The 15,542-nt window shown below is 61.6% G+C and carries 20 protein-coding genes and 2 pseudogenes; 5 read left to right on the top strand and 17 right to left on the bottom strand.

The annotated features are described in order from the left end of the window. Position 1: 1 nt before the first annotated feature. The gene (locus KW568_RS07140; protein WP_003254727.1) at positions 2-862 is read right to left on the bottom strand and encodes an SH3 domain-containing protein; all 861 of its coding nucleotides are present in this window, start codon (positions 860-862) and stop codon (positions 2-4) included. A 640-nt stretch (positions 863-1,502) separates the two neighbouring features. Between KW568_RS07140 and KW568_RS07135 the strand changes: the two genes are divergently transcribed. Then, complete coding sequence (locus KW568_RS07135; RefSeq protein ID WP_003254728.1) at positions 1,503-1,766, top strand: hypothetical protein; 264 nt, start codon at positions 1,503-1,505, stop codon at positions 1,764-1,766. Between the two features lie 136 nt (positions 1,767-1,902). Beyond that, positions 1,903-2,136: pseudogene (locus KW568_RS07130) on the top strand (DUF3077 domain-containing protein); the annotation flags it as partial. Between the two features lie 180 nt (positions 2,137-2,316). Here the strand turns inward: KW568_RS07130 and KW568_RS07125 are convergent. The 8 genes and pseudogenes from KW568_RS07125 to KW568_RS31075 form a co-directional block, all read right to left on the bottom strand. Then, positions 2,317-2,814, bottom strand: a pseudogene (locus tag KW568_RS07125) (HK97 family phage prohead protease); the annotation flags it as partial. Continuing rightward, positions 2,811-4,145 (bottom strand): phage portal protein, encoded by a 1,335-nt coding sequence (locus KW568_RS07120; protein WP_252825492.1) that lies wholly within the window; start codon positions 4,143-4,145, stop codon positions 2,811-2,813. The pseudogene KW568_RS07125 and the gene KW568_RS07120, both read right to left, overlap by 4 nt. Next, positions 4,138-4,302 (bottom strand): hypothetical protein, encoded by a 165-nt coding sequence (locus KW568_RS07115; protein ID WP_259537969.1) that lies wholly within the window; start codon positions 4,300-4,302, stop codon positions 4,138-4,140. The genes KW568_RS07120 and KW568_RS07115 overlap by 8 nt, the downstream gene beginning before the upstream one ends. An 11-nt stretch (positions 4,303-4,313) precedes the next feature. After that, entirely contained in the window at positions 4,314-6,023 is a 1,710-nt protein-coding gene (locus KW568_RS07110; protein WP_259537967.1) for a terminase large subunit, read from the bottom strand. Further along, positions 6,023-6,406 carry a hypothetical protein gene (locus tag KW568_RS07105; protein ID WP_019438292.1) on the bottom strand — a complete coding sequence of 128 codons (384 nt, stop codon included), beginning with the start codon at positions 6,404-6,406 and terminating at the stop codon, positions 6,023-6,025. Before KW568_RS07105 ends, KW568_RS07110 begins: the two co-directional genes overlap by 1 nt. A gap of 76 nt (positions 6,407-6,482) precedes the next feature. After that, positions 6,483-6,920 carry an HNH endonuclease gene (locus KW568_RS07100; RefSeq protein ID WP_259537964.1) on the bottom strand — a complete coding sequence of 146 codons (438 nt, stop codon included), beginning with the start codon at positions 6,918-6,920 and terminating at the stop codon, positions 6,483-6,485. A gap of 88 nt (positions 6,921-7,008) precedes the next feature. Further along, positions 7,009-7,374 (bottom strand): HNH endonuclease, encoded by a 366-nt coding sequence (locus KW568_RS07095; RefSeq protein ID WP_172224276.1) that lies wholly within the window; start codon positions 7,372-7,374, stop codon positions 7,009-7,011. Beyond that, entirely contained in the window at positions 7,365-7,721 is a 357-nt protein-coding gene (locus KW568_RS31075; protein WP_218584491.1) for a hypothetical protein, read from the bottom strand. The genes KW568_RS07095 and KW568_RS31075 overlap by 10 nt, the downstream gene beginning before the upstream one ends. Before the next feature lie 391 nt (positions 7,722-8,112). Here KW568_RS31075 and KW568_RS07085 point away from each other — a divergent pair, with 391 nt between their 5' ends. Then, positions 8,113-8,343: a hypothetical protein gene (locus KW568_RS07085; protein WP_019438289.1), complete on the top strand. Its 231-nt coding sequence runs from the start codon at positions 8,113-8,115 to the stop codon at positions 8,341-8,343. 66 nt (positions 8,344-8,409) lie between these two features. On the opposite strand, the gene KW568_RS07080 is transcribed toward KW568_RS07085, so the two are convergent. Next, positions 8,410-8,742 carry a phage holin, lambda family gene (locus KW568_RS07080; protein ID WP_019438288.1) on the bottom strand — a complete coding sequence of 111 codons (333 nt, stop codon included), beginning with the start codon at positions 8,740-8,742 and terminating at the stop codon, positions 8,410-8,412. Between the two features lie 285 nt (positions 8,743-9,027). Here KW568_RS07080 and KW568_RS07075 point away from each other — a divergent pair, with 285 nt between their 5' ends. Then, positions 9,028-9,261 carry a DUF6555 family protein gene (locus KW568_RS07075; RefSeq protein ID WP_019438287.1) on the top strand — a complete coding sequence of 78 codons (234 nt, stop codon included), beginning with the start codon at positions 9,028-9,030 and terminating at the stop codon, positions 9,259-9,261. A gap of 416 nt (positions 9,262-9,677) precedes the next feature. Next, positions 9,678-9,866: a hypothetical protein gene (locus KW568_RS07070; protein ID WP_012313239.1), complete on the top strand. Its 189-nt coding sequence runs from the start codon at positions 9,678-9,680 to the stop codon at positions 9,864-9,866. Between the two features lie 377 nt (positions 9,867-10,243). Here KW568_RS07070 and KW568_RS07065 read toward each other — a convergent pair whose 3' ends face one another. Genes KW568_RS07065 through KW568_RS07035 form a run of 7 tightly spaced genes read right to left on the bottom strand, consistent with a single transcriptional unit; the run spans position 10,244 to position 15,539 of the window. Further along, positions 10,244-10,633, bottom strand: coding sequence for an antiterminator Q family protein (locus KW568_RS07065; protein ID WP_019438286.1), 390 nt, complete (start codon positions 10,631-10,633; stop codon positions 10,244-10,246). After that, positions 10,630-10,917 carry a hypothetical protein gene (locus KW568_RS07060; protein ID WP_019438285.1) on the bottom strand — a complete coding sequence of 96 codons (288 nt, stop codon included), beginning with the start codon at positions 10,915-10,917 and terminating at the stop codon, positions 10,630-10,632. The genes KW568_RS07065 and KW568_RS07060 overlap by 4 nt, the downstream gene beginning before the upstream one ends. Continuing rightward, positions 10,910-12,244 carry a site-specific integrase gene (locus KW568_RS07055; RefSeq protein WP_259537962.1) on the bottom strand — a complete coding sequence of 445 codons (1,335 nt, stop codon included), beginning with the start codon at positions 12,242-12,244 and terminating at the stop codon, positions 10,910-10,912. The genes KW568_RS07060 and KW568_RS07055 overlap by 8 nt, the downstream gene beginning before the upstream one ends. Then, positions 12,241-12,585 (bottom strand): Lar family restriction alleviation protein, encoded by a 345-nt coding sequence (locus tag KW568_RS07050; protein WP_259537960.1) that lies wholly within the window; start codon positions 12,583-12,585, stop codon positions 12,241-12,243. Before KW568_RS07050 ends, KW568_RS07055 begins: the two co-directional genes overlap by 4 nt. Continuing rightward, positions 12,582-13,964, bottom strand: a complete 1,383-nt coding sequence (locus KW568_RS07045; RefSeq protein WP_259537958.1) for a DnaB-like helicase C-terminal domain-containing protein — start codon at positions 13,962-13,964, stop codon at positions 12,582-12,584. The genes KW568_RS07050 and KW568_RS07045 overlap by 4 nt, the downstream gene beginning before the upstream one ends. After that, positions 13,961-14,761, bottom strand: coding sequence for an ATP-binding protein (locus KW568_RS07040; protein ID WP_259537957.1), 801 nt, complete (start codon positions 14,759-14,761; stop codon positions 13,961-13,963). Before KW568_RS07040 ends, KW568_RS07045 begins: the two co-directional genes overlap by 4 nt. Beyond that, positions 14,742-15,539, bottom strand: coding sequence for a helix-turn-helix domain-containing protein (locus KW568_RS07035; RefSeq protein ID WP_026031924.1), 798 nt, complete (start codon positions 15,537-15,539; stop codon positions 14,742-14,744). Before KW568_RS07035 ends, KW568_RS07040 begins: the two co-directional genes overlap by 20 nt. Positions 15,540-15,542 lie beyond the last annotated feature (3 nt).

The following is a 15,542-nucleotide window of genomic DNA, read 5'->3' as shown; positions in this document are numbered from 1 at the left end:
CTCAGATCAGTTCCCAGGTGCCGTTGGCTTGTTTGCAGAAGGTGTTCTGCTCTTGTTCGGTCTGGCCGCTTTGCGATTTCAGGCTGACGGTGACCGGGCGGCAGGCCGCTTCGGCGGCAACTGTCTGGGTCGGCAGCGACTGCACCGAGTCCAGGTCGAAGCCTTGGGTTTCCTTGCTGGCGGCAACGTCCAGCTCGTCCAGGTTGACGGCTGGCGTTACACGCTTGGCAACCGCTTGCGCCTTGGGCTCGACGTAGTTCTTGTGCACATAGCCCACGGTCACACCCTTGCGGCCGACCAGAATCCAGTCACCGGTGGAGCCCACGGCGGTGAATTCGGTGTGGTTCTTCAGGCTGCCGACCTTCTCACCAGCCTGGTTAGGCGCGGCGCGCACGTTGAGGTTGTCGCTGATGGTCACATACGGCTCGTTGATCAGCTTCATCGACGGCACCGCCTGGATCTTCGGCGCGCGCTTGACCTCGACCTGCTTGGTCTTGGTGTATTCCTTGCCCGGCACGATCTGCGCGGTGGCGCCGGAGTGGTCGGACTTCCAGGTCACTGGCTGGGCACTGGCAGTGGTTTGCTGCTGGCTCAGCACTTCCTGCGTACGCAGCGCCAGGGCTTGCTGGTCCTTTTCATCGAGCATGTGGCCGATGCGGTTGCCCACGTAGGCGCCAATGCCACCTGCGATCAGCGCAGCGGCGATCTTGCCGTTGCCACTGCCCATGGTCGAGCCGATGGCCACACCGGCCAGGCCACCGATCACGGTGCCCGCTTGCTCTTTGCTGATCCCGAGCTGTGCACAGGCCGTGGTAGAGGCGATGGCGACCGCCAGAAGGGACGCGACGAATTTCTTACGCAAGTGGAGCACTCCATTTTCGGTGGGGCGCACAGCCGCGTACCGCAGCCAATGGTTGGCGGCAGCATTCGAGTTTGTGCGGGATTTTCAGAAAGTGTGCAGCACTGGCCGCAGACGACAATTCAGCCGTCCAGCGAGGGGCGCAGGGGGAGACCAGTACGGCGCAAAGCATCCAACGAATCCATGTCAGGAAGAGTTCATCGCCCAGCGCGCGTAATCATTACGGCGTGTGGCCTGGGCGTGAGTGGCGTATCAGAGGGCCGCATTGTAGCCCAAGGTGCCATTGGCAGTTCAAGACAAAATGTTGCAGGAAGCCTGTCTGATTGATTAGTAGAAATCCGTCCTACAGCTTGTACTCAGAATTATCCCCTTCCTTGTAGGGCGTTTCCCAAACATACTGCCAACCCGCTCAAACGGTTGCGACGGATTCGGTCGCGCTCTAGTCTCGGCTCGTCGTTGTGAAATCAGCGACCGGCTTTGACAGGCCGACTACTCAAGTTTCCGTTGCAGCGCTTAATGGCAGCTGTGCATGGGGCACATTCGTGTGCGCCGGGTCCTTGGGTACCGGTCTGTCAACCCATGTATAGCTGCCTCCATTCGTTTGACAGCGTTGCCAGGCGGCTCCACTACCCAAGGAGCTTACATGCGCAAGACAGTCCCCGATCCACCCTACTCCCCCCATTCCACCCAGATCCTGCAAGACACCCTGGTCCAGTCCTCAGAGTACGTACTCTGCGCCCTGTCCGTGGCCCGCCAATCCGTGCAACTCAAACCCACCGCCCACAGCTCGATCGTGATGCAGGCCGTGATCCATGAAATGGAAGCGGTACAGGGGCTGGTCGAGTCGGCGTTGATGCAGTTGCAGATGCGGCCGCATTTACCCACAGAGCCTCACACCTTGCATTAGCAGGTCAGGCCTCTTCGCGGGCACGCCCGCTCCCACAGGGTCATCACAGCCGTCATGCACTGCACAGCACCTCTGGGAGCGGGCGAGCCCGCGAACAGGCCAGCCCAGGCAACCCAGAATCCAGGGAAACAAAACAATGCCCACCGACAACACAACAGAACCCACCACAGTCGGCAAGACCTGCTTCTACCAAGGCGAAAACAACACTCACCCGCTGTTCCGCATCGAACCCGGCATCCCCTGCCAGGACGCCCGCGAACAGGCTTCCGAACTCATGGGTTACGTGCGCGACCTGATCATCAGCGGCCTGATGGACGGCGACCAGAAACTGATCTGGGCCTCGCATTACCTGAGCGCAATGGCCAAGAGCCGGGCGCGACTTGAGCGCCTCAGCGATTTCAATTGCTGCCAGGTCGCCCTCGGACTCGCTCCGGAGCAGGTGCTGCAGGCCACGGTTGGCAATCACCGCAGACTGAGTCTTCGAGAAGCCTGCCTCGCGCAGGAGCAACTCAAATTCGGGCATCGAAGGGAGGCCACCGTGGGCCAGCTTCGATTTAATGGTGTCGGTACGCGCTTCGTCGTTGGCCGGTACCGTAACGATGGAGATCTCGATCAGGTCCAGCTTGGTCAAGGTGCGAATGCGCGTCTTCTCGTCGAAGCTCGACTCGCGGACGTAGTAGCCAATCGACAGACCGGTGATCGAACGGGTCTGCATGCCGCGGTAGGCGATGCGCGCATACGGAGCGTCCTGCAGCCAGAGCTCACCGGCGCCAAACAGCCCCCGCTCGTCTTCCTTCAAGCTGCTGATGTCCCAACTGCCGATAGGCTCACCAGTGCGGTGCTGCCAGAGCACTGGGAAGGTCCGCGACTTAGCCTTGGCGTCCTGGATCGATTCGAGGAAGGCGCCAGGCGCAACCACTTCGTTGTAGCTGTCGACCACCCCGAACACCGAGCCGTAGCCAGAAAAAAGGCCGTCGTCGCCGACAGCCTTCACGTCATAGTCGAAAGAGCGGTACTTGACCGCCGCCAGTCGATCCTTGTGCCTCATGGGGTATTACCTCTTGGCTGGTCGTTGAGCCAGTCGAGCAACGCTGCCTTGGCCTGATTGGCGCCGCCGGGGTCTTCGCCCAGCTTGTCGATCGGCAGCATGTTGGATTGCACGGTGAGCTTTGCCGCGTTGCCACCCTCCGGCGGCAAGTTCTCTTTGCGCCGACAGTCGTCCCGGGTGTAGATCCCGTTCTGAGTCATCGAGCTGTAGAAGGCCGCCCGTGCGGCACTGTCCATGCGAAGCAGCCCTTCCGGGTTGAACTTCACGTAGAAGCGACGGCGCTCATCGGGGCGAAGCAGACGCCGGTTGGCGCACATCTCGATGCGCTTGATCCAGGGGAGCAGGGTGAACGAAAGGAAGCCGATCATCTGCTGCTCCATGCCAGTGCCCCAGCTGGTGGAGTTCTGCGTGTGCCCCACCATCCACGGCGGCACCCGGAACCAGCGGCAAATCTCCTCGACGTTGAACGCCCTGGTCTGCAGCATCTGGGCATCCTCCGGCGTCATGGAGACCTGTTGGTACTTCATGCCAGCCTCGAGGACCATGGTTTTGCCGTGGTTCGTTGCGCCGGAGAACTGTTTGATCATGTCCTCGCGGATGTCCTTCCGCTGGTCCGGCTTGAGGATCTGGTCGGTGGACAGGACGCCGCCCAGCTTCATGCCGTTGGCAAACATCTTGGCCGCCGACTCATCAGCAGCCATTGCTGAGCCCAGTACCTGCCGCCCGTAGGCCAGCGGCGATAGGCCGCAAAGTGGGTCCACGCCGAAGGCCCGCACGTGCACCATCTGATCCTCGGTCAGCGTGTGAGGCTTGCCAAAGTTGTCGGTGTAGCGGTACTCGATGGAGCCGTCCGCCAAGCGCCGCGGCGGTGACATGTTCTGCGGCAGTAGAAACTCCAGGCTGGTCAGCGTTCGGCCACTCTGGTGAGGCTCACAGAAAGCGTTACCCTGGAGCAGCAGGCTAGCCATGACGTTCTCCCAGAACTCGACAGGGGTCTGGTCGGCGTTGGGCTGCTGGCTGATCACGAAGTTGACAGGGTGAGAGCTGGCCACCGTCGGCGCGCCGTTCTTGTCCTCGTACAAGGCAATCGGCAGAGTGGCGATGGTCTCAGCGATCAGTCGCACGCAAGCCCATACCGTCGAGAGCTGGAGCGCCGTCTGCTGGCTGACCACCTTTCCTGACGCCGAGTCGGTTCCGTAGAAGGTGTTCCAGAACGCGGCGTCGGTCAGGCCAATCTTGCGGCCAGCCCAGCCCGCCAGGCTCGATGCTACTCCTGGCTCGGCCGACTTCACCAAGGCTTGGCCGAGGATCTGCGTTAGTGATTTAGCCACTGATCAACCCCTTGCGAATGAAGCCCGCGGCGATAAGTAGCGAACCGGAAGCGGCCAGCAGCGCGTAACCCAGGCCGGCCAGCACGTATACGCCAGCAACGCCCAGCAGCAAGCCGCCGGCGGCAAGCGCCAGAAAGATGATCAGGCCAGTTTTCATAGGTTGTCCCGTTAGCCAACCACGATCGGGCTGGCAAGAAAGTCATCGAAGTGGCCGGAGTCGTCGATGCCGAGCTTGATGGCCACAGCGCAGCCGGTGATCAAGCTCACCATGCCGTCGATCTTGTTCTCCGGGCGCTCCTTGTTGGGGTAGATGTTGTCCTTCACGTCAAGCTTTGCCACAACGTTTGAGGCCATCCAGGTCAGTACAGGGCAATCGCCGTGGGCCAGCTTTCGCTGCAGCACCAGGGCCTCTACCTCTTTCATGGGTTCGCTCAGGTTCTGCACCGTTTGGCGTAGCTCCACCATCGGTAAACCTTCGGCATCCATTTCCTGAGCCAACTGCGTGGCCTGCCACGGGTCGTAGGCGTAGGCCCGGATGTCGAAGCGCCCGGCAAACTCACGCATGTCCTCTTTGATGACTTCGAATTCGGTGACCTCCCCGTCAGTCAGGGTCAGGAGACCCAGCGCATCGAACTCGCGGTACCGCGCGGTGTTGCTATCCAGCTCCTCGAGCACGCGCGCTTCTGGCAGGTAGTACCTGGCGTGGATATGCCAGAACGGATCGTCGCCATACGGCGGGAAGATCAGCAGGTTGGCGGCGATATCGATCTTGCTCGCCAGGTCGAGACTTCCGTAGCACGGTCGCCCCTCCAGCTCCGCAAGGCTCTTCCTGGCCGGAGCCTCTTTCCAGCGCAGCATGTTGAGCCAGGCATTCTTGGCGCCGACCCACTCGTTCAGGTGCTTTGTACGGAAGGTGGCCTGCTTGGTCGCCGACTGCATCGCATCACGCTGCCGGGCAAGCAGGAAGTCCTCCGCGACGGATATCCCAAAGTTTGGATTCGCCTTGCGCAGCGCGATTTCGCTGGTCCAGTCGTCGCCCTGGTCGATGGTGTAGAGGGCCGGCCATAGGTCCGGCCGGTCGATCACGCCTTCCAGCATTCGCTCGGAATCGCGGATCAGCTGGTGGCAGGGGCCGCCGATGCTGGAGCCAGCCGTGGTGATGACCAGCATGATGGGCTGCTCGCGGGCGCCCATCCCGGTCTCCATCGTGTCGAACAGCGTGGAGTCTTGGTGTTCGTGATATTCGTCGACCACCGAACACGACGGCGATGACCCGTCCCCGGGCTTGCCGATGACAGGCTCGAATCGCGATCCATCGGCCAGAACTACCATGTTGGATGCGTTCACGTCGACGCCGTAGTGCTCCCGGAGGTCGTCGGTTCGTTCGACCATCAGCTTGGCCGGCCTGAACACCTCCCAGGCCTGCTTCTCCGTGGTCGCGCCAGAGTAGACCTCGGCGCCGAACTCTCCGTCGGCAACGAACATGTAGAGGCCAACGCCACCGCCGATGATCGATTTGCCATTCTTCCTGGGTACGAACACCAGGATCGTCCGGTAACGCCGGGTGCCATCCTTCTTGCGAACCCAGCCGAACGGCACGCAAACCGAGAAAAGTTGCCATGGCTCCAGCTTGATAAGCTGCTTCTTGCCGCCCCATTTACCCTTGGTGTGCGGTAGAAGCTGCAGGAACTTGGCGACTTTCTCCGCCTTGGCGGGATCGAATTTGTACGGGAAGTCCTTTCTTTTGGATGCCACCAGGTCGTCGAGGTGACGCTGGGCCAGCAACTTGATCCATTTGCAGACGAGGATCTTCCCGGCGACGACATCCTTGGCGTACTTCTCAGCCGCCTTCATCAGCGGGAATTTCGTCTTTGCCATCACAGCTCCGCGAATGCATTGCCTTTCGGCGCGTCCTTCTTACCGCCGCCAACCTTGGATCGGTCGGCCGGGGTCATGCCGAACTTGCCGAGCATGGCCTCCAGCCGCACCAGCTTGGCGGCAGGGAAATCGAGTGGGTCATTGCGGAACTGGGCCAGCAGGTTGGCGGCCAGCTCCAATGTCAGTCGGTCGGAGTTCGTCAGTACATCCCTTGGCGCGTACTTGGCGATCTCCTTCCAGGCGTGGAGCACTGCTCCATTGATGTGAGCCGGCGGGGCGGTCAGCTCGCCCACCGGTTCAGCATCCTCGCGGCGCCGCTGGGGGTCTTTCTTGAACGCACCCGTCAGCTCAAGCACATTCGTCGGCTTGCGCGGTCGGGCCATTTTGGAAACCTGAATTTTGCGGAAATGGAAAAAAAGCTGGGGGCGCGGTGTCCGAGCGAAAAGGTGTGAACTTTCACTAGGCCCCTACCCCCACCTTGATCGGTATGCAGCTCCAAGCCTTGCCGCTGACGATCTTGGGGATGTATTCGCGATGTACACCGTACTCCTCGGCCAGAGTCTTCGGCGACTCGCCTGCAGCTCTCCTCTGCCTTATCTCAACCACCTGCTGGTCAGTAAGGCGTCGATGCAGAGCCTTCATTCCTGGTCCGCGAGTACCATGCTTGATGGCGTCCTCTAGGTTCTGTCGCCTGGTACCCCACGCCAAGTTAACCGGACGGTTGTCCTCGCTCATACCGTTCAGGTGGCGCGCTTCAAGGCCGTCAGTCTGCGGCAAGCCTGCATACGCCATAAGCACGAGTCGATGCACTTCGAAGCGATGACGCTCCTTCTTGCCATTGACTCGCACCGTCAATGTGACGCGATGGTAGCCATCGTACACCTGGCTCTTCAGCACCCTTACCGATCCAGATCGAACAGACGCAACTTCCCCCTCCTCAGTCGCGTAATAGCCGCTGAGGTTGGGTATAGGTCGCATGGTCTATCTATCGATGTTGTCGGGATTCTTTCTGTGTCTTGATCTTGTGGCAATCGTGGTTGATGGCCCTGAGGTTGCTGTCATCGTCCGTGCCACCGTGGGCCAGCGCGATGATGTGGTCAACTTCATCTGCCTCGCGAATCCCTCCCAGCCTTGTGCAGTCATCGCACCGACACAGGTACTGATCACGCTTGAGGATGCGGTCACGCAGCCGACGCCAGGGGCGACCGCCACGACCTGAGCCCTTGCGTGTAGCCCAGGCCTTGGCCTGCTCGGCAGCCAGTTCGGCATGTCCGACGCAGTAGCCATTGGCATTCCGGTGCAGGGACCGACAACCCTGGGCTCTGCATGGGCGCTGTGGCCTCAGCGGCATGGTGTGCCATCCAGGTAGGTGCCTGGCTCAGCGTCAGGATCAACATCGTCGCCGTCCGCCAGCGCCTCAATCAGCGCCAGGTTCTGGGTTGCGATCTGCTCCAGAAGCGCGGTCTGCTTCTGCTGCTCAGCCAGTAGGTCGCTGACGCTTGGTTGCAGCTGGGCGGTGATGCCCGCCTCAAGCACGATCAGCTCACACTTGAGTCGATCAGCTGTCCCTGCCAGGTGTTGAGTCAGTCGCTCGCGCACCTCCGTCTTGATCGGGAACGGAACGCTGACCACCAACAGGTCGCCCTTCTTCGGGCTCAGCTGCTCGATTTGTTGCGAATAGGTTTGCTGCTCGCTCATACGCCACCTTTGTCCACTTGTTGATCCACTCGCGCCGAGCGGCGCATCCACTACAGGCCATTGCTCACCTCCTGTACCAGGTCAGCTGGTAGCACCGCGCATCGGCGGGTATCTCGGCGATGGGCCAGCGCAAGCAGCCCATGTACTTTCGCTCTGGCCGGGTGCGGCTCACACGCAGCGTCTGCACCAAATAGGCAGATCCGGCAGCAGTGGTTATGAAATCACTGACTGCAATGCCGTCGGCACCGTCGACATACAGCCTGCATGGTGTATAGGGTTGCTTGGCCATGTTCGATAAGCTCTCTCGCGCAATGAAATCGGCGCATCCGCGGGGTCGTCGGAACGACATTCCGCCCGGATGGTCGTAGCGGAAAGATCTGGAGAAACCGTGATGAAAGAAATCGAAGAGCTTATAGACAGGTGCGTTTTGCTAACCGAGAAGCTTGAAGGCCTACTGGAGGAGCATCCCGTGGCGTCCGGATCAGTTGTTTATCAAACTGCCGTTCGTGTCCTCACCATGCAGGTTAATCAGCTTCAGCAAGATGTAATTACCAAAGCAGCGCGCGGAGTCATCCACGAAAGGGATCAGCTTCAACCGGTCCCCGGTCGAGTGCTTCACTAATCTGGCTGAACGCATGACCAGCGTGCTCGCGCCACAAAACGGCGCATGTCTATTTTGTGGCGCGGATTAATCGACCTTGCGGCTCGGCAGCTTGAAGTCGGTGACGCGATCAGCAATGGCGCGGACCTTCTCGACACCAAGGAAGCCAACCCAGCCACCCACAAACGTCGACATGCTCTGCGGCAGGCCGAAGAACTCCAGGCCGCTGATGATCGTCAGGGTCAGGCCGCCGCATATGGCGCCCTCCACCAGCATCTGCCGGCGAGTGCCGCCACCGTAAGTGATGCGCAGCACAGCCATGGCGCAGGAGAGCCCGGCCGCATACAACAGGGGCGAATGCTGGCTCAACCACGCAAGGGCAACCGCCCAGGTGTCTGGTTTGTCTGGCATGTTGGACATCCGGGTTCCTCCCTTGCGGGGAGCAGAAAAAGAAAAGGCCCGCCGTTGTGGCGAGCCCAGGAGTGGGTGCGGAAGGCTGGGGCGACCAACCACCCAGCGAGAACAGTAGAGGAGCCTTATGCCCAGCGAGGTGGCTGCGCCTGGGCCGAGGTCGGTCGGGCCATTGCTTGCTCCGTAAATGAAAATTCGTGCACCGACGTAAAACCGGCCGGATGCTTGCCCCCGGAATCCCTAGGGGTTAAAAGGAATGTTGGCCGATCTGGCTTCGCTAGAAGGAACTAGTAAATGCCCGTCAGTAACATCTATGTGGTCGCTTATCACCTCCATGGAGAAGCTCGCGAATTCATCGTCCGCGCCGAGAGGATGGATAACGATGAGGCCTGGCACTGGGCTGCCTGCGAAGCCGGCGTTGGAGTCATCCCTAAGTTCACTGCTTCGGATATCAGAAAAGTCTCTCGGCCTGCTGCTGAGCGCTTCGGCATAACTGACGTCCAATGGCGGAGGTCCGGCAACCTATGAAATACCGCATCGACTACAACCTCAAAGGCCATACCAGATTCTGGATATGCGATTGGTCTAGCACGCCGAACGAAGACAATGTGCTGACCGCTCTCCTCCGTCTGCATGCCCCCGCTGCCCCCTTGCCTGAGGCGCGCGCGCCGTGCCGCTTATCACATGATGATCTCCGCATTGCGGTCGCAGATTTGGGTATCTCGGATGTACGCTTTGAGGGGGATGATTAGCTATGCCGGGGCACCCAGGCCGAAGCTGGCAAGTACGCCGGTCACTGCGAGGGCGCCGGTACTTGGCTCGGCCATAGGTGGTGCTCCAGAAACAAAATGACCCGTCGAACTGGCGAGCCCTTGGATACGTGAAAAGATGGCCCCGTGCTATCGTCGAGTTTCCACACAAGACGTTTCACGGAGCGAAAAACGATGAAGGTAACCCTCAAGTGCGCCAAGTGCGGCAGTGACAAGTTCGAGGTTCCGGCTAGGCCGAACGACAACTCGAAGGTCACCTGCGGCAAATGCGGTGCTGTCGAGACTTACGGGAAGCTCATGAAGGCTGTGGGCGACAAGGTCACGAAGGACCTGCAGCGGCAGCTCGGGAAAATGTTCAAGTGACCTGAGCGTTTCAGCCAGAGGGCGCAGGAAGTCAGCGGCGCCCTCAACCTCAACGTCGAGCTGTAGCTTTTCCATGCATCCTCCAGATACGAAAAAGCCCCAGCTGGTGCGAGGCTTGGAATGGGTGCGGAGGGCCGGCGCTTCCCGGCTTGTTGGTCTGGATCGCTGGGTCACGTACCCCAGACTCTCATCGCGTAGTCGATCAGGGAGCGCACGGCTTTGATCCACGCCTCTACCGACTTAGCCCAGCTGCCTGGGCGCGTCATCCGCATAAACGAAAAACCCCGACACAATGGCCGGGGTTTGTCTGTGTCGCGTTGTTGCAAGCTGGACACGCTGCTATGAAAACAGGTGTTTATCCGCCCGCATAGAACTTTTTACGCTGCCTCTCGAATTTCTTCGAGGGCGCAATCGATCCATGCCACTCCGGCTTTGATGATCTCCCGGGCCTTGCGCTCAGACATGCCCGCCTCCCGGCCGACCCTCATTGCCGGGTGCTTGTAGCCGTAGTAGGCCCACACGAAATCACCCATCTGCTGGTTACGCTTCACCAGCCTGGCCACGGCGCGGTCCACCACCAAGGCCAGATCGTCTGTGATCACATGCTGTCGTGCGCCGCCCACGGATGGGACGTTGTCCCGCATGAGGGCGTAGAGCGGTGAAACGTACCGGGGAACTCCCATCTCGCACATACGCCAGAACCCCCACTGCTCAAGCATGTACTCGGTATCGCCCAGCGCTTTGTCCACGTAGGTTCGTTTCTTCATGCAGCCCTCCGGGGCGTTGGGTCGGTATCCAGGCCGAACAGCTCGCACAGGAGCTTGTAGGCGTGTTTGTTCTTGGCGCCGCCCTGGATGATCCAGGCCTTGGCGAATTGCTCGAAGCCCTGAGCGGCCCGGGAGCCATGCCAGTCGGCCACGATGTCCATCAGGGCAGCCGCGGCGATCCGGCCATTGGTTTGATCGAGCAGCATACGATTGCCCTTCTTCAGGAACTCCCGCTCGACTGGGGTCAAGCTCTTGCGCGGCAGAGCCGCTGCGACGTTATTCATGGCCACCTCCTGGCTCTGAATCTTGATTGCGCATCCTCCCTTGGGATGGATGCTGTGAGGTGCTGCAACCCGCGCCGGCAGTGGCGTCAACGGCTACAGGCCCGGTTTTCTGTCCCGGCAATGTCTCGGTGTGAATGGCGGCGAATCCCTGCCCGTCGAGGTGCTTGTGCCAGGCCTCCAGCGCCTGACGTTTCAGCCCTTCGGCCGTGGTGTGGATGTAGGTGGCGTCGAGGTCCTTCATGGCGTGGTTCAGCAGCAGTTCGCCGACCATGTAATCCACGCCAAGGTCGGTCCATGCCGTGCGCGCCACCTTGCGCAGGTCGTGGCTCGACCACTCGCCCTTGGCCAGGTCGGTGAACAAGGTGTTGGCCTTGCTCGGGCTCAGCGGAGCTCCGTGACTGCCCGGAAACAGCAGCAGGCCGGTGTAACCCTGGGCGGCCTGCAGGCGCTGGTACCGGCGCAGCAGGGCGCAGGCCTGGGTGGTTAGCGGCAGCGTGTGCTCGGCCTTCGTCTTCGTGTCACCCGCCGGAATGAACCAGCGCCCCGCTTCAAGGTTGACGTTGCGCCAGCGCGCCAGCCGGGTCTCGCCCAGCCGCGAACCGTGGCACAGCATCATCAGGGCCAGCATGCAGCCTGCTGGCTCCACCTCGAAGCGCTCGGCCACCACCATCAGCAGGCCCGGCACATCATCCCCACGCAGTCGCGCCGGTCGCGGCCTGATCCGGGTCCGCACGAAGTCGGTGAACTTCAGCGAGGCCATCGGGTTGGCGGGCAGCATGTCCAGACGCAGGGCCTGGCGGAACGCGACCGAAAGCACGCCATATACCGAACGCACGAATGACAGGGCATAGCGCTCCTGTAGCGGCCACATCAGGCGCTGGTCGATCGCCTGCTTGTTGGTCTCGGCCAGCAGCAGGTCACCCAGGCGCGGCACCAGGTGGCGATCCAGCACCGACTTGGCACTGGCCTTGCGCTTGGCGGACAGGCCTCGATCACGGTTCATCCGGTCGCGGTACCATGACAGCACGTCGCCCACCGTGGCCCAGCTGGTGGTGGTGGACTTGGCGTTGGCATCGGCGGCACGGCGGGCCAGGATCGCTGGCAGCGTGGCCAGCATGGTCTTGGTGTTGATCCCCGGGTAATCACCCGCCTTGCCCCAGCGCCCGCGCACCACGACGTGCCAGGCGCCACGGGAGCGGTCAACCGTCGAGAACCGGAACCGCAGCTCCCGGTGACGGGTATCGCGCAGCTGGAAGACCTGGCCGGCAGCGTGCCGGCGTATCTCCGCGTCACTGAGGGTGACGGTGAGGGTCTTGGTGTCGCTCATGCGTCCCTCCTCGGCCACAGGTTCAGGCCTTTCTGATCGCCAGCGTCGTAGCAGGCGCGGGCTTTCGCGTGGCGGTTGTTCCAGCTCTCGACAGCGATCCGCATCACATCCACCACCTGCAGGTCATACAGGTGCTCGAACGCGCCCAGGGTCAGCGTGTCGATGTTCGGCCCCTGCGCGCCGCAGTCGTGGCACCAGACGTGCGCCGAAACCATCGGGAACTCGTCAGAGGGGTCGAAGGTGTGACCCTCGGAGATTTCGGTACCGGCTTCATCTTTGGCGGTGATGCAGGGCGGCCCTTCGCAGAAGGGACAGGGCGCCATCTTGATTGGCTCAGTCACAGGCCAGCCCCCTTGTAGCGCTGGGCGTAGCTGCCACGCCCAGCCTCGACCTCATCATCACTGGGCAGCGATCCGGCGTAGGTGGCAAACCGGCCATACTGCCCTTCCTGCTGAACGATGCAGCTGCCAACCCGCGCATGGCGACACTTGGTCATCAGGATCTCGGTGAGGCCGTTCTGGCCCTCCTCCGTATCCATGTCCCGGTGCACCATCAGGATGCAGCTAGCGTCGGCCTCGATCTCACCGGAGTCGCGCAGGTCGCTGGATTGGGGCTTCTTGCCGGGGCGCTTGGTCGAGTCGCGGTTCAGCTGGGCCAGTTCAATGACCGGGATGCCCATTTCCTTGGCCAGCTGCAGTAGGGCCTTGCTGATCTTACCCACCTCCTCGGTACGAGATCGGCCACCACGCTCGCTGCGCACCAGGGTCAGGTAGTCGACCACGATGCCGGCCAGTCCGTGCTCGCGCTGGCACTGCCGAGCCGTCGCGCGAATGGTGGACGGCGTCTGCACAGGGTCGTCACAGACGAAGAGCGGGGCTTCCAGGGCCAATCCTACGGCACCGCTCATCCTGGCCCAGTCGTCTTCGCGCATCTGGGCCGGATTATCCAGCTTTTGCAGGGCTACCCCTCCCAGCGAGGCGATAGCACGCAGCCCCAGTTCTTCGCCGGGCATTTCGATGGAGAACACCAGCCACGGCTTCCGCTCCTTTACCGCGTTGTGCTGTGCGATCTGCAGGGCCAGGGTGGTCTTGCCACTGCCCGGTAGGCCGGCGATCACGGTCACCTTCTTCGGGCGGAGGCCTTGGACCAGCTCATCCAGCTTTTCGAGCCCCGTGGAGGGCCACTTCGGCGCCACCCCTCGGTGCTTTTCATCCACCAGGTCAGCGGCATCTCCCATCCATTGGTCCAGCCGCTTGTAACCCTTTGCCTCCCCATCAAGGTTGCGCAGGTCTGCCATGGCCTGCTGAGCTGCAGCAATCACTTCGCCGGTAGGTGCGCCGGCCTGCACCATTTCCTGCGCGCCACCGGCCACGTCAAGAATGCGCCGGATCACACCCCACTCCTTGACGTGCTTGGCGTAGGCCTTCCAGTTGGCCAGCGAAGGCACCTTGCTGGCCAACTCAGCGGCATAGGCCATGACGTTGTCGCCACCTGGGAGCAGGCGCTGCACCGCGCCCAAGGTCACCGGATCGATGGGCATGGCTTGCTCGCGGCACTCCAGCATGGCCTCGAACAGAGCCGCATTGTCGGCGTGATAGAAGTCGGCTGAGGTCATCTGGCCGAGCATGTCCTCGACCAGGCCCACATTCTGCTGCAGCGAAGCGTGAATCACCGCGCCGAGCACCCCGTGTTCAGCCTCGTCGCTGTAGAGAGCCCTCATGCCGCAGCCCTCTTCGATTCCCAAGTGAACCCGACTTGCTGGCCGCCGTTCTGGCGCAGGCGGTCAAGGGCACGATCGCCGATGTAGGACTTGAGGCCGTCAGCGCTCAAGTTGCTGATCACCACAGTCGGCAGCACGGCCTGATACCGGCGGTCGATGATGCTGTGCAGCAGGCCCAGTTCGTACTCGCTGCCCTTCTGCGCACCGATCTCATCAATCACCAGCAGATCCAAGCTGCCAAGATGGACTGCCACGTCACGATCGGTGTAACCCGATCCGGGCGCCATCGACGCGCGGGCAATGCTCACAATGTCACCGGCCGGAATGATCAGCGCACGGCATTGATCGGCCACCACAGTACGGACAATCGCACTGGCCAAGTGGGTCTTTCCGCAACCGACATTGCCGGTTAACAGCAGCGACCGCCCGACCCGGAAGTTGGCCGGGAAATGTTCTGCGTAGGCACGGCACTTGGCCAGAGCCTTAAGCTGGGGATCAGTTTCAGCTCGGTAGCTGTCGAAGGTCGCGGCAGCAAAGCGCGGGGTGATTCCGGCTCCAATAAGCGCGGCCATGGAATCCTCAGCCTTGCGTTGGGCGGTGGCCAGGGCGCGCTCTGCTGAATCGCGGGGCGTGGTGTGCAGGGCCTCCCAGGCGCAGCGCTTGCAGCCACGCGCCAGCATCGAGCCGTCCAGCTGCTCGACTTCGCTCATATCGACGCGGCCATGCACCGGGCACTCGCCCGAGAAGATTCGTTTGGCCGGGGCGCGGTGGAACAGATCAGAAATTTGGGCGGCCATCGTGGCTCTCCTGGTACATGTCATCGGTGTGCTGAGGGAGGTTGTTGAATGCGCCAGGCCGGCCTGGCCGTGCGCCAGCGTTTGCCGTCGCCTCTGGGTAAACATCGGTCCAGCAGCTGACGGTGGACTTGTCGAGGACCGCATCTGCGTTCTGGTGCCCTTCCAGCTTCTTGGCAATCAGGTCACAAGCGCGCTTGGTCAGCGGTGCACGCTTTGCCTTGCGCATCTCGCAGAAATCGGCCCAAGCGCGATCAGAGCAGTTCTCCGGCTTGGCCATCAGAGGGTCAAAGGATTCCTTTGCCTTCCGCGTCCCTTTGCCATCCCCAGAGGCGCCTGAGCCTTCTTTACGGTTATGGGTGGTTAATTGGTGGTTAATTGATGGTTCGGGTGCATGCTGTGCACCCCGTTCTGTCGTGGCGTGCACCCCGTTATGTTCTGGCGTGCACCCCGGTCTGTCCTGGCGTGCACCGGGTGCATGCTGTGCACCCCGCTCCATGGCGATGTCGTAGCACACCGGAATGCGATCGCGCTGGGTGATGTAGGCAGCGGGAATAGCTTGGTTGCCCCGGCGGATCGCTCCCTTCTGCTCCAGGTCTCGAAGCCGATACTGGACAGTGCGAGGGCTCAGGCCGGTATCGACTGCAAGACGAGCCACCGAAGGGAACGCGGCGCGCCCATCCTGATCGGCATAGTTGGCCAGGCACAGCAGGACGTGCCGGGCATGCGGTTCGCCAACCTCCTGCTGTTCTAGGGCCCAGGTCATTGCTTGAACGCTCATCGG

Origin of the sequence: Pseudomonas sp. HD6515, assembly GCF_024971855.1 — a bacterium.
In the GTDB taxonomy this organism is placed as follows: domain Bacteria; phylum Pseudomonadota; class Gammaproteobacteria; order Pseudomonadales; family Pseudomonadaceae; genus Aquipseudomonas; species Aquipseudomonas alloputida.
Note: the sequence above shows the minus strand (reverse complement) of the source record. Positions and strands in the feature narration are given on the sequence as shown.

Coding starts and splice junctions, on each gene's coding strand:
- KW568_RS07045 (WP_259537958.1), bottom strand. CDS start 13,964: ATGAGGGCTCTCTACAGCGACGAGGCTGAACACGGGGTGCTCGGCGCG.
- KW568_RS07065 (WP_019438286.1), bottom strand. CDS start 10,633: ATGAAGAAACGAACCTACGTGGACAAAGCGCTGGGCGATACCGAGTAC.
- KW568_RS07075 (WP_019438287.1), top strand. CDS start 9,028: ATGCCCGTCAGTAACATCTATGTGGTCGCTTATCACCTCCATGGAGAA.
- KW568_RS31075 (WP_218584491.1), bottom strand. CDS start 7,721: ATGAGCGAGCAGCAAACCTATTCGCAACAAATCGAGCAGCTGAGCCCG.
- KW568_RS07110 (WP_259537967.1), bottom strand. CDS start 6,023: ATGGCAAAGACGAAATTCCCGCTGATGAAGGCGGCTGAGAAGTACGCC.
- KW568_RS07085 (WP_019438289.1), top strand. CDS start 8,113: ATGAAAGAAATCGAAGAGCTTATAGACAGGTGCGTTTTGCTAACCGAG.
- KW568_RS07080 (WP_019438288.1), bottom strand. CDS start 8,742: ATGTCCAACATGCCAGACAAACCAGACACCTGGGCGGTTGCCCTTGCG.
- KW568_RS07060 (WP_019438285.1), bottom strand. CDS start 10,917: ATGAATAACGTCGCAGCGGCTCTGCCGCGCAAGAGCTTGACCCCAGTC.
- KW568_RS07105 (WP_019438292.1), bottom strand. CDS start 6,406: ATGGCCCGACCGCGCAAGCCGACGAATGTGCTTGAGCTGACGGGTGCG.
- KW568_RS07035 (WP_026031924.1), bottom strand. CDS start 15,539: ATGAGCGTTCAAGCAATGACCTGGGCCCTAGAACAGCAGGAGGTTGGC.
- KW568_RS07040 (WP_259537957.1), bottom strand. CDS start 14,761: ATGGCCGCCCAAATTTCTGATCTGTTCCACCGCGCCCCGGCCAAACGA.
- KW568_RS07135 (WP_003254728.1), top strand. CDS start 1,503: ATGCGCAAGACAGTCCCCGATCCACCCTACTCCCCCCATTCCACCCAG.
- KW568_RS07115 (WP_259537969.1), bottom strand. CDS start 4,302: ATGAAAACTGGCCTGATCATCTTTCTGGCGCTTGCCGCCGGCGGCTTG.
- KW568_RS07095 (WP_172224276.1), bottom strand. CDS start 7,374: ATGCCGCTGAGGCCACAGCGCCCATGCAGAGCCCAGGGTTGTCGGTCC.
- KW568_RS07055 (WP_259537962.1), bottom strand. CDS start 12,244: ATGAGCGACACCAAGACCCTCACCGTCACCCTCAGTGACGCGGAGATA.
- KW568_RS07070 (WP_012313239.1), top strand. CDS start 9,678: ATGAAGGTAACCCTCAAGTGCGCCAAGTGCGGCAGTGACAAGTTCGAG.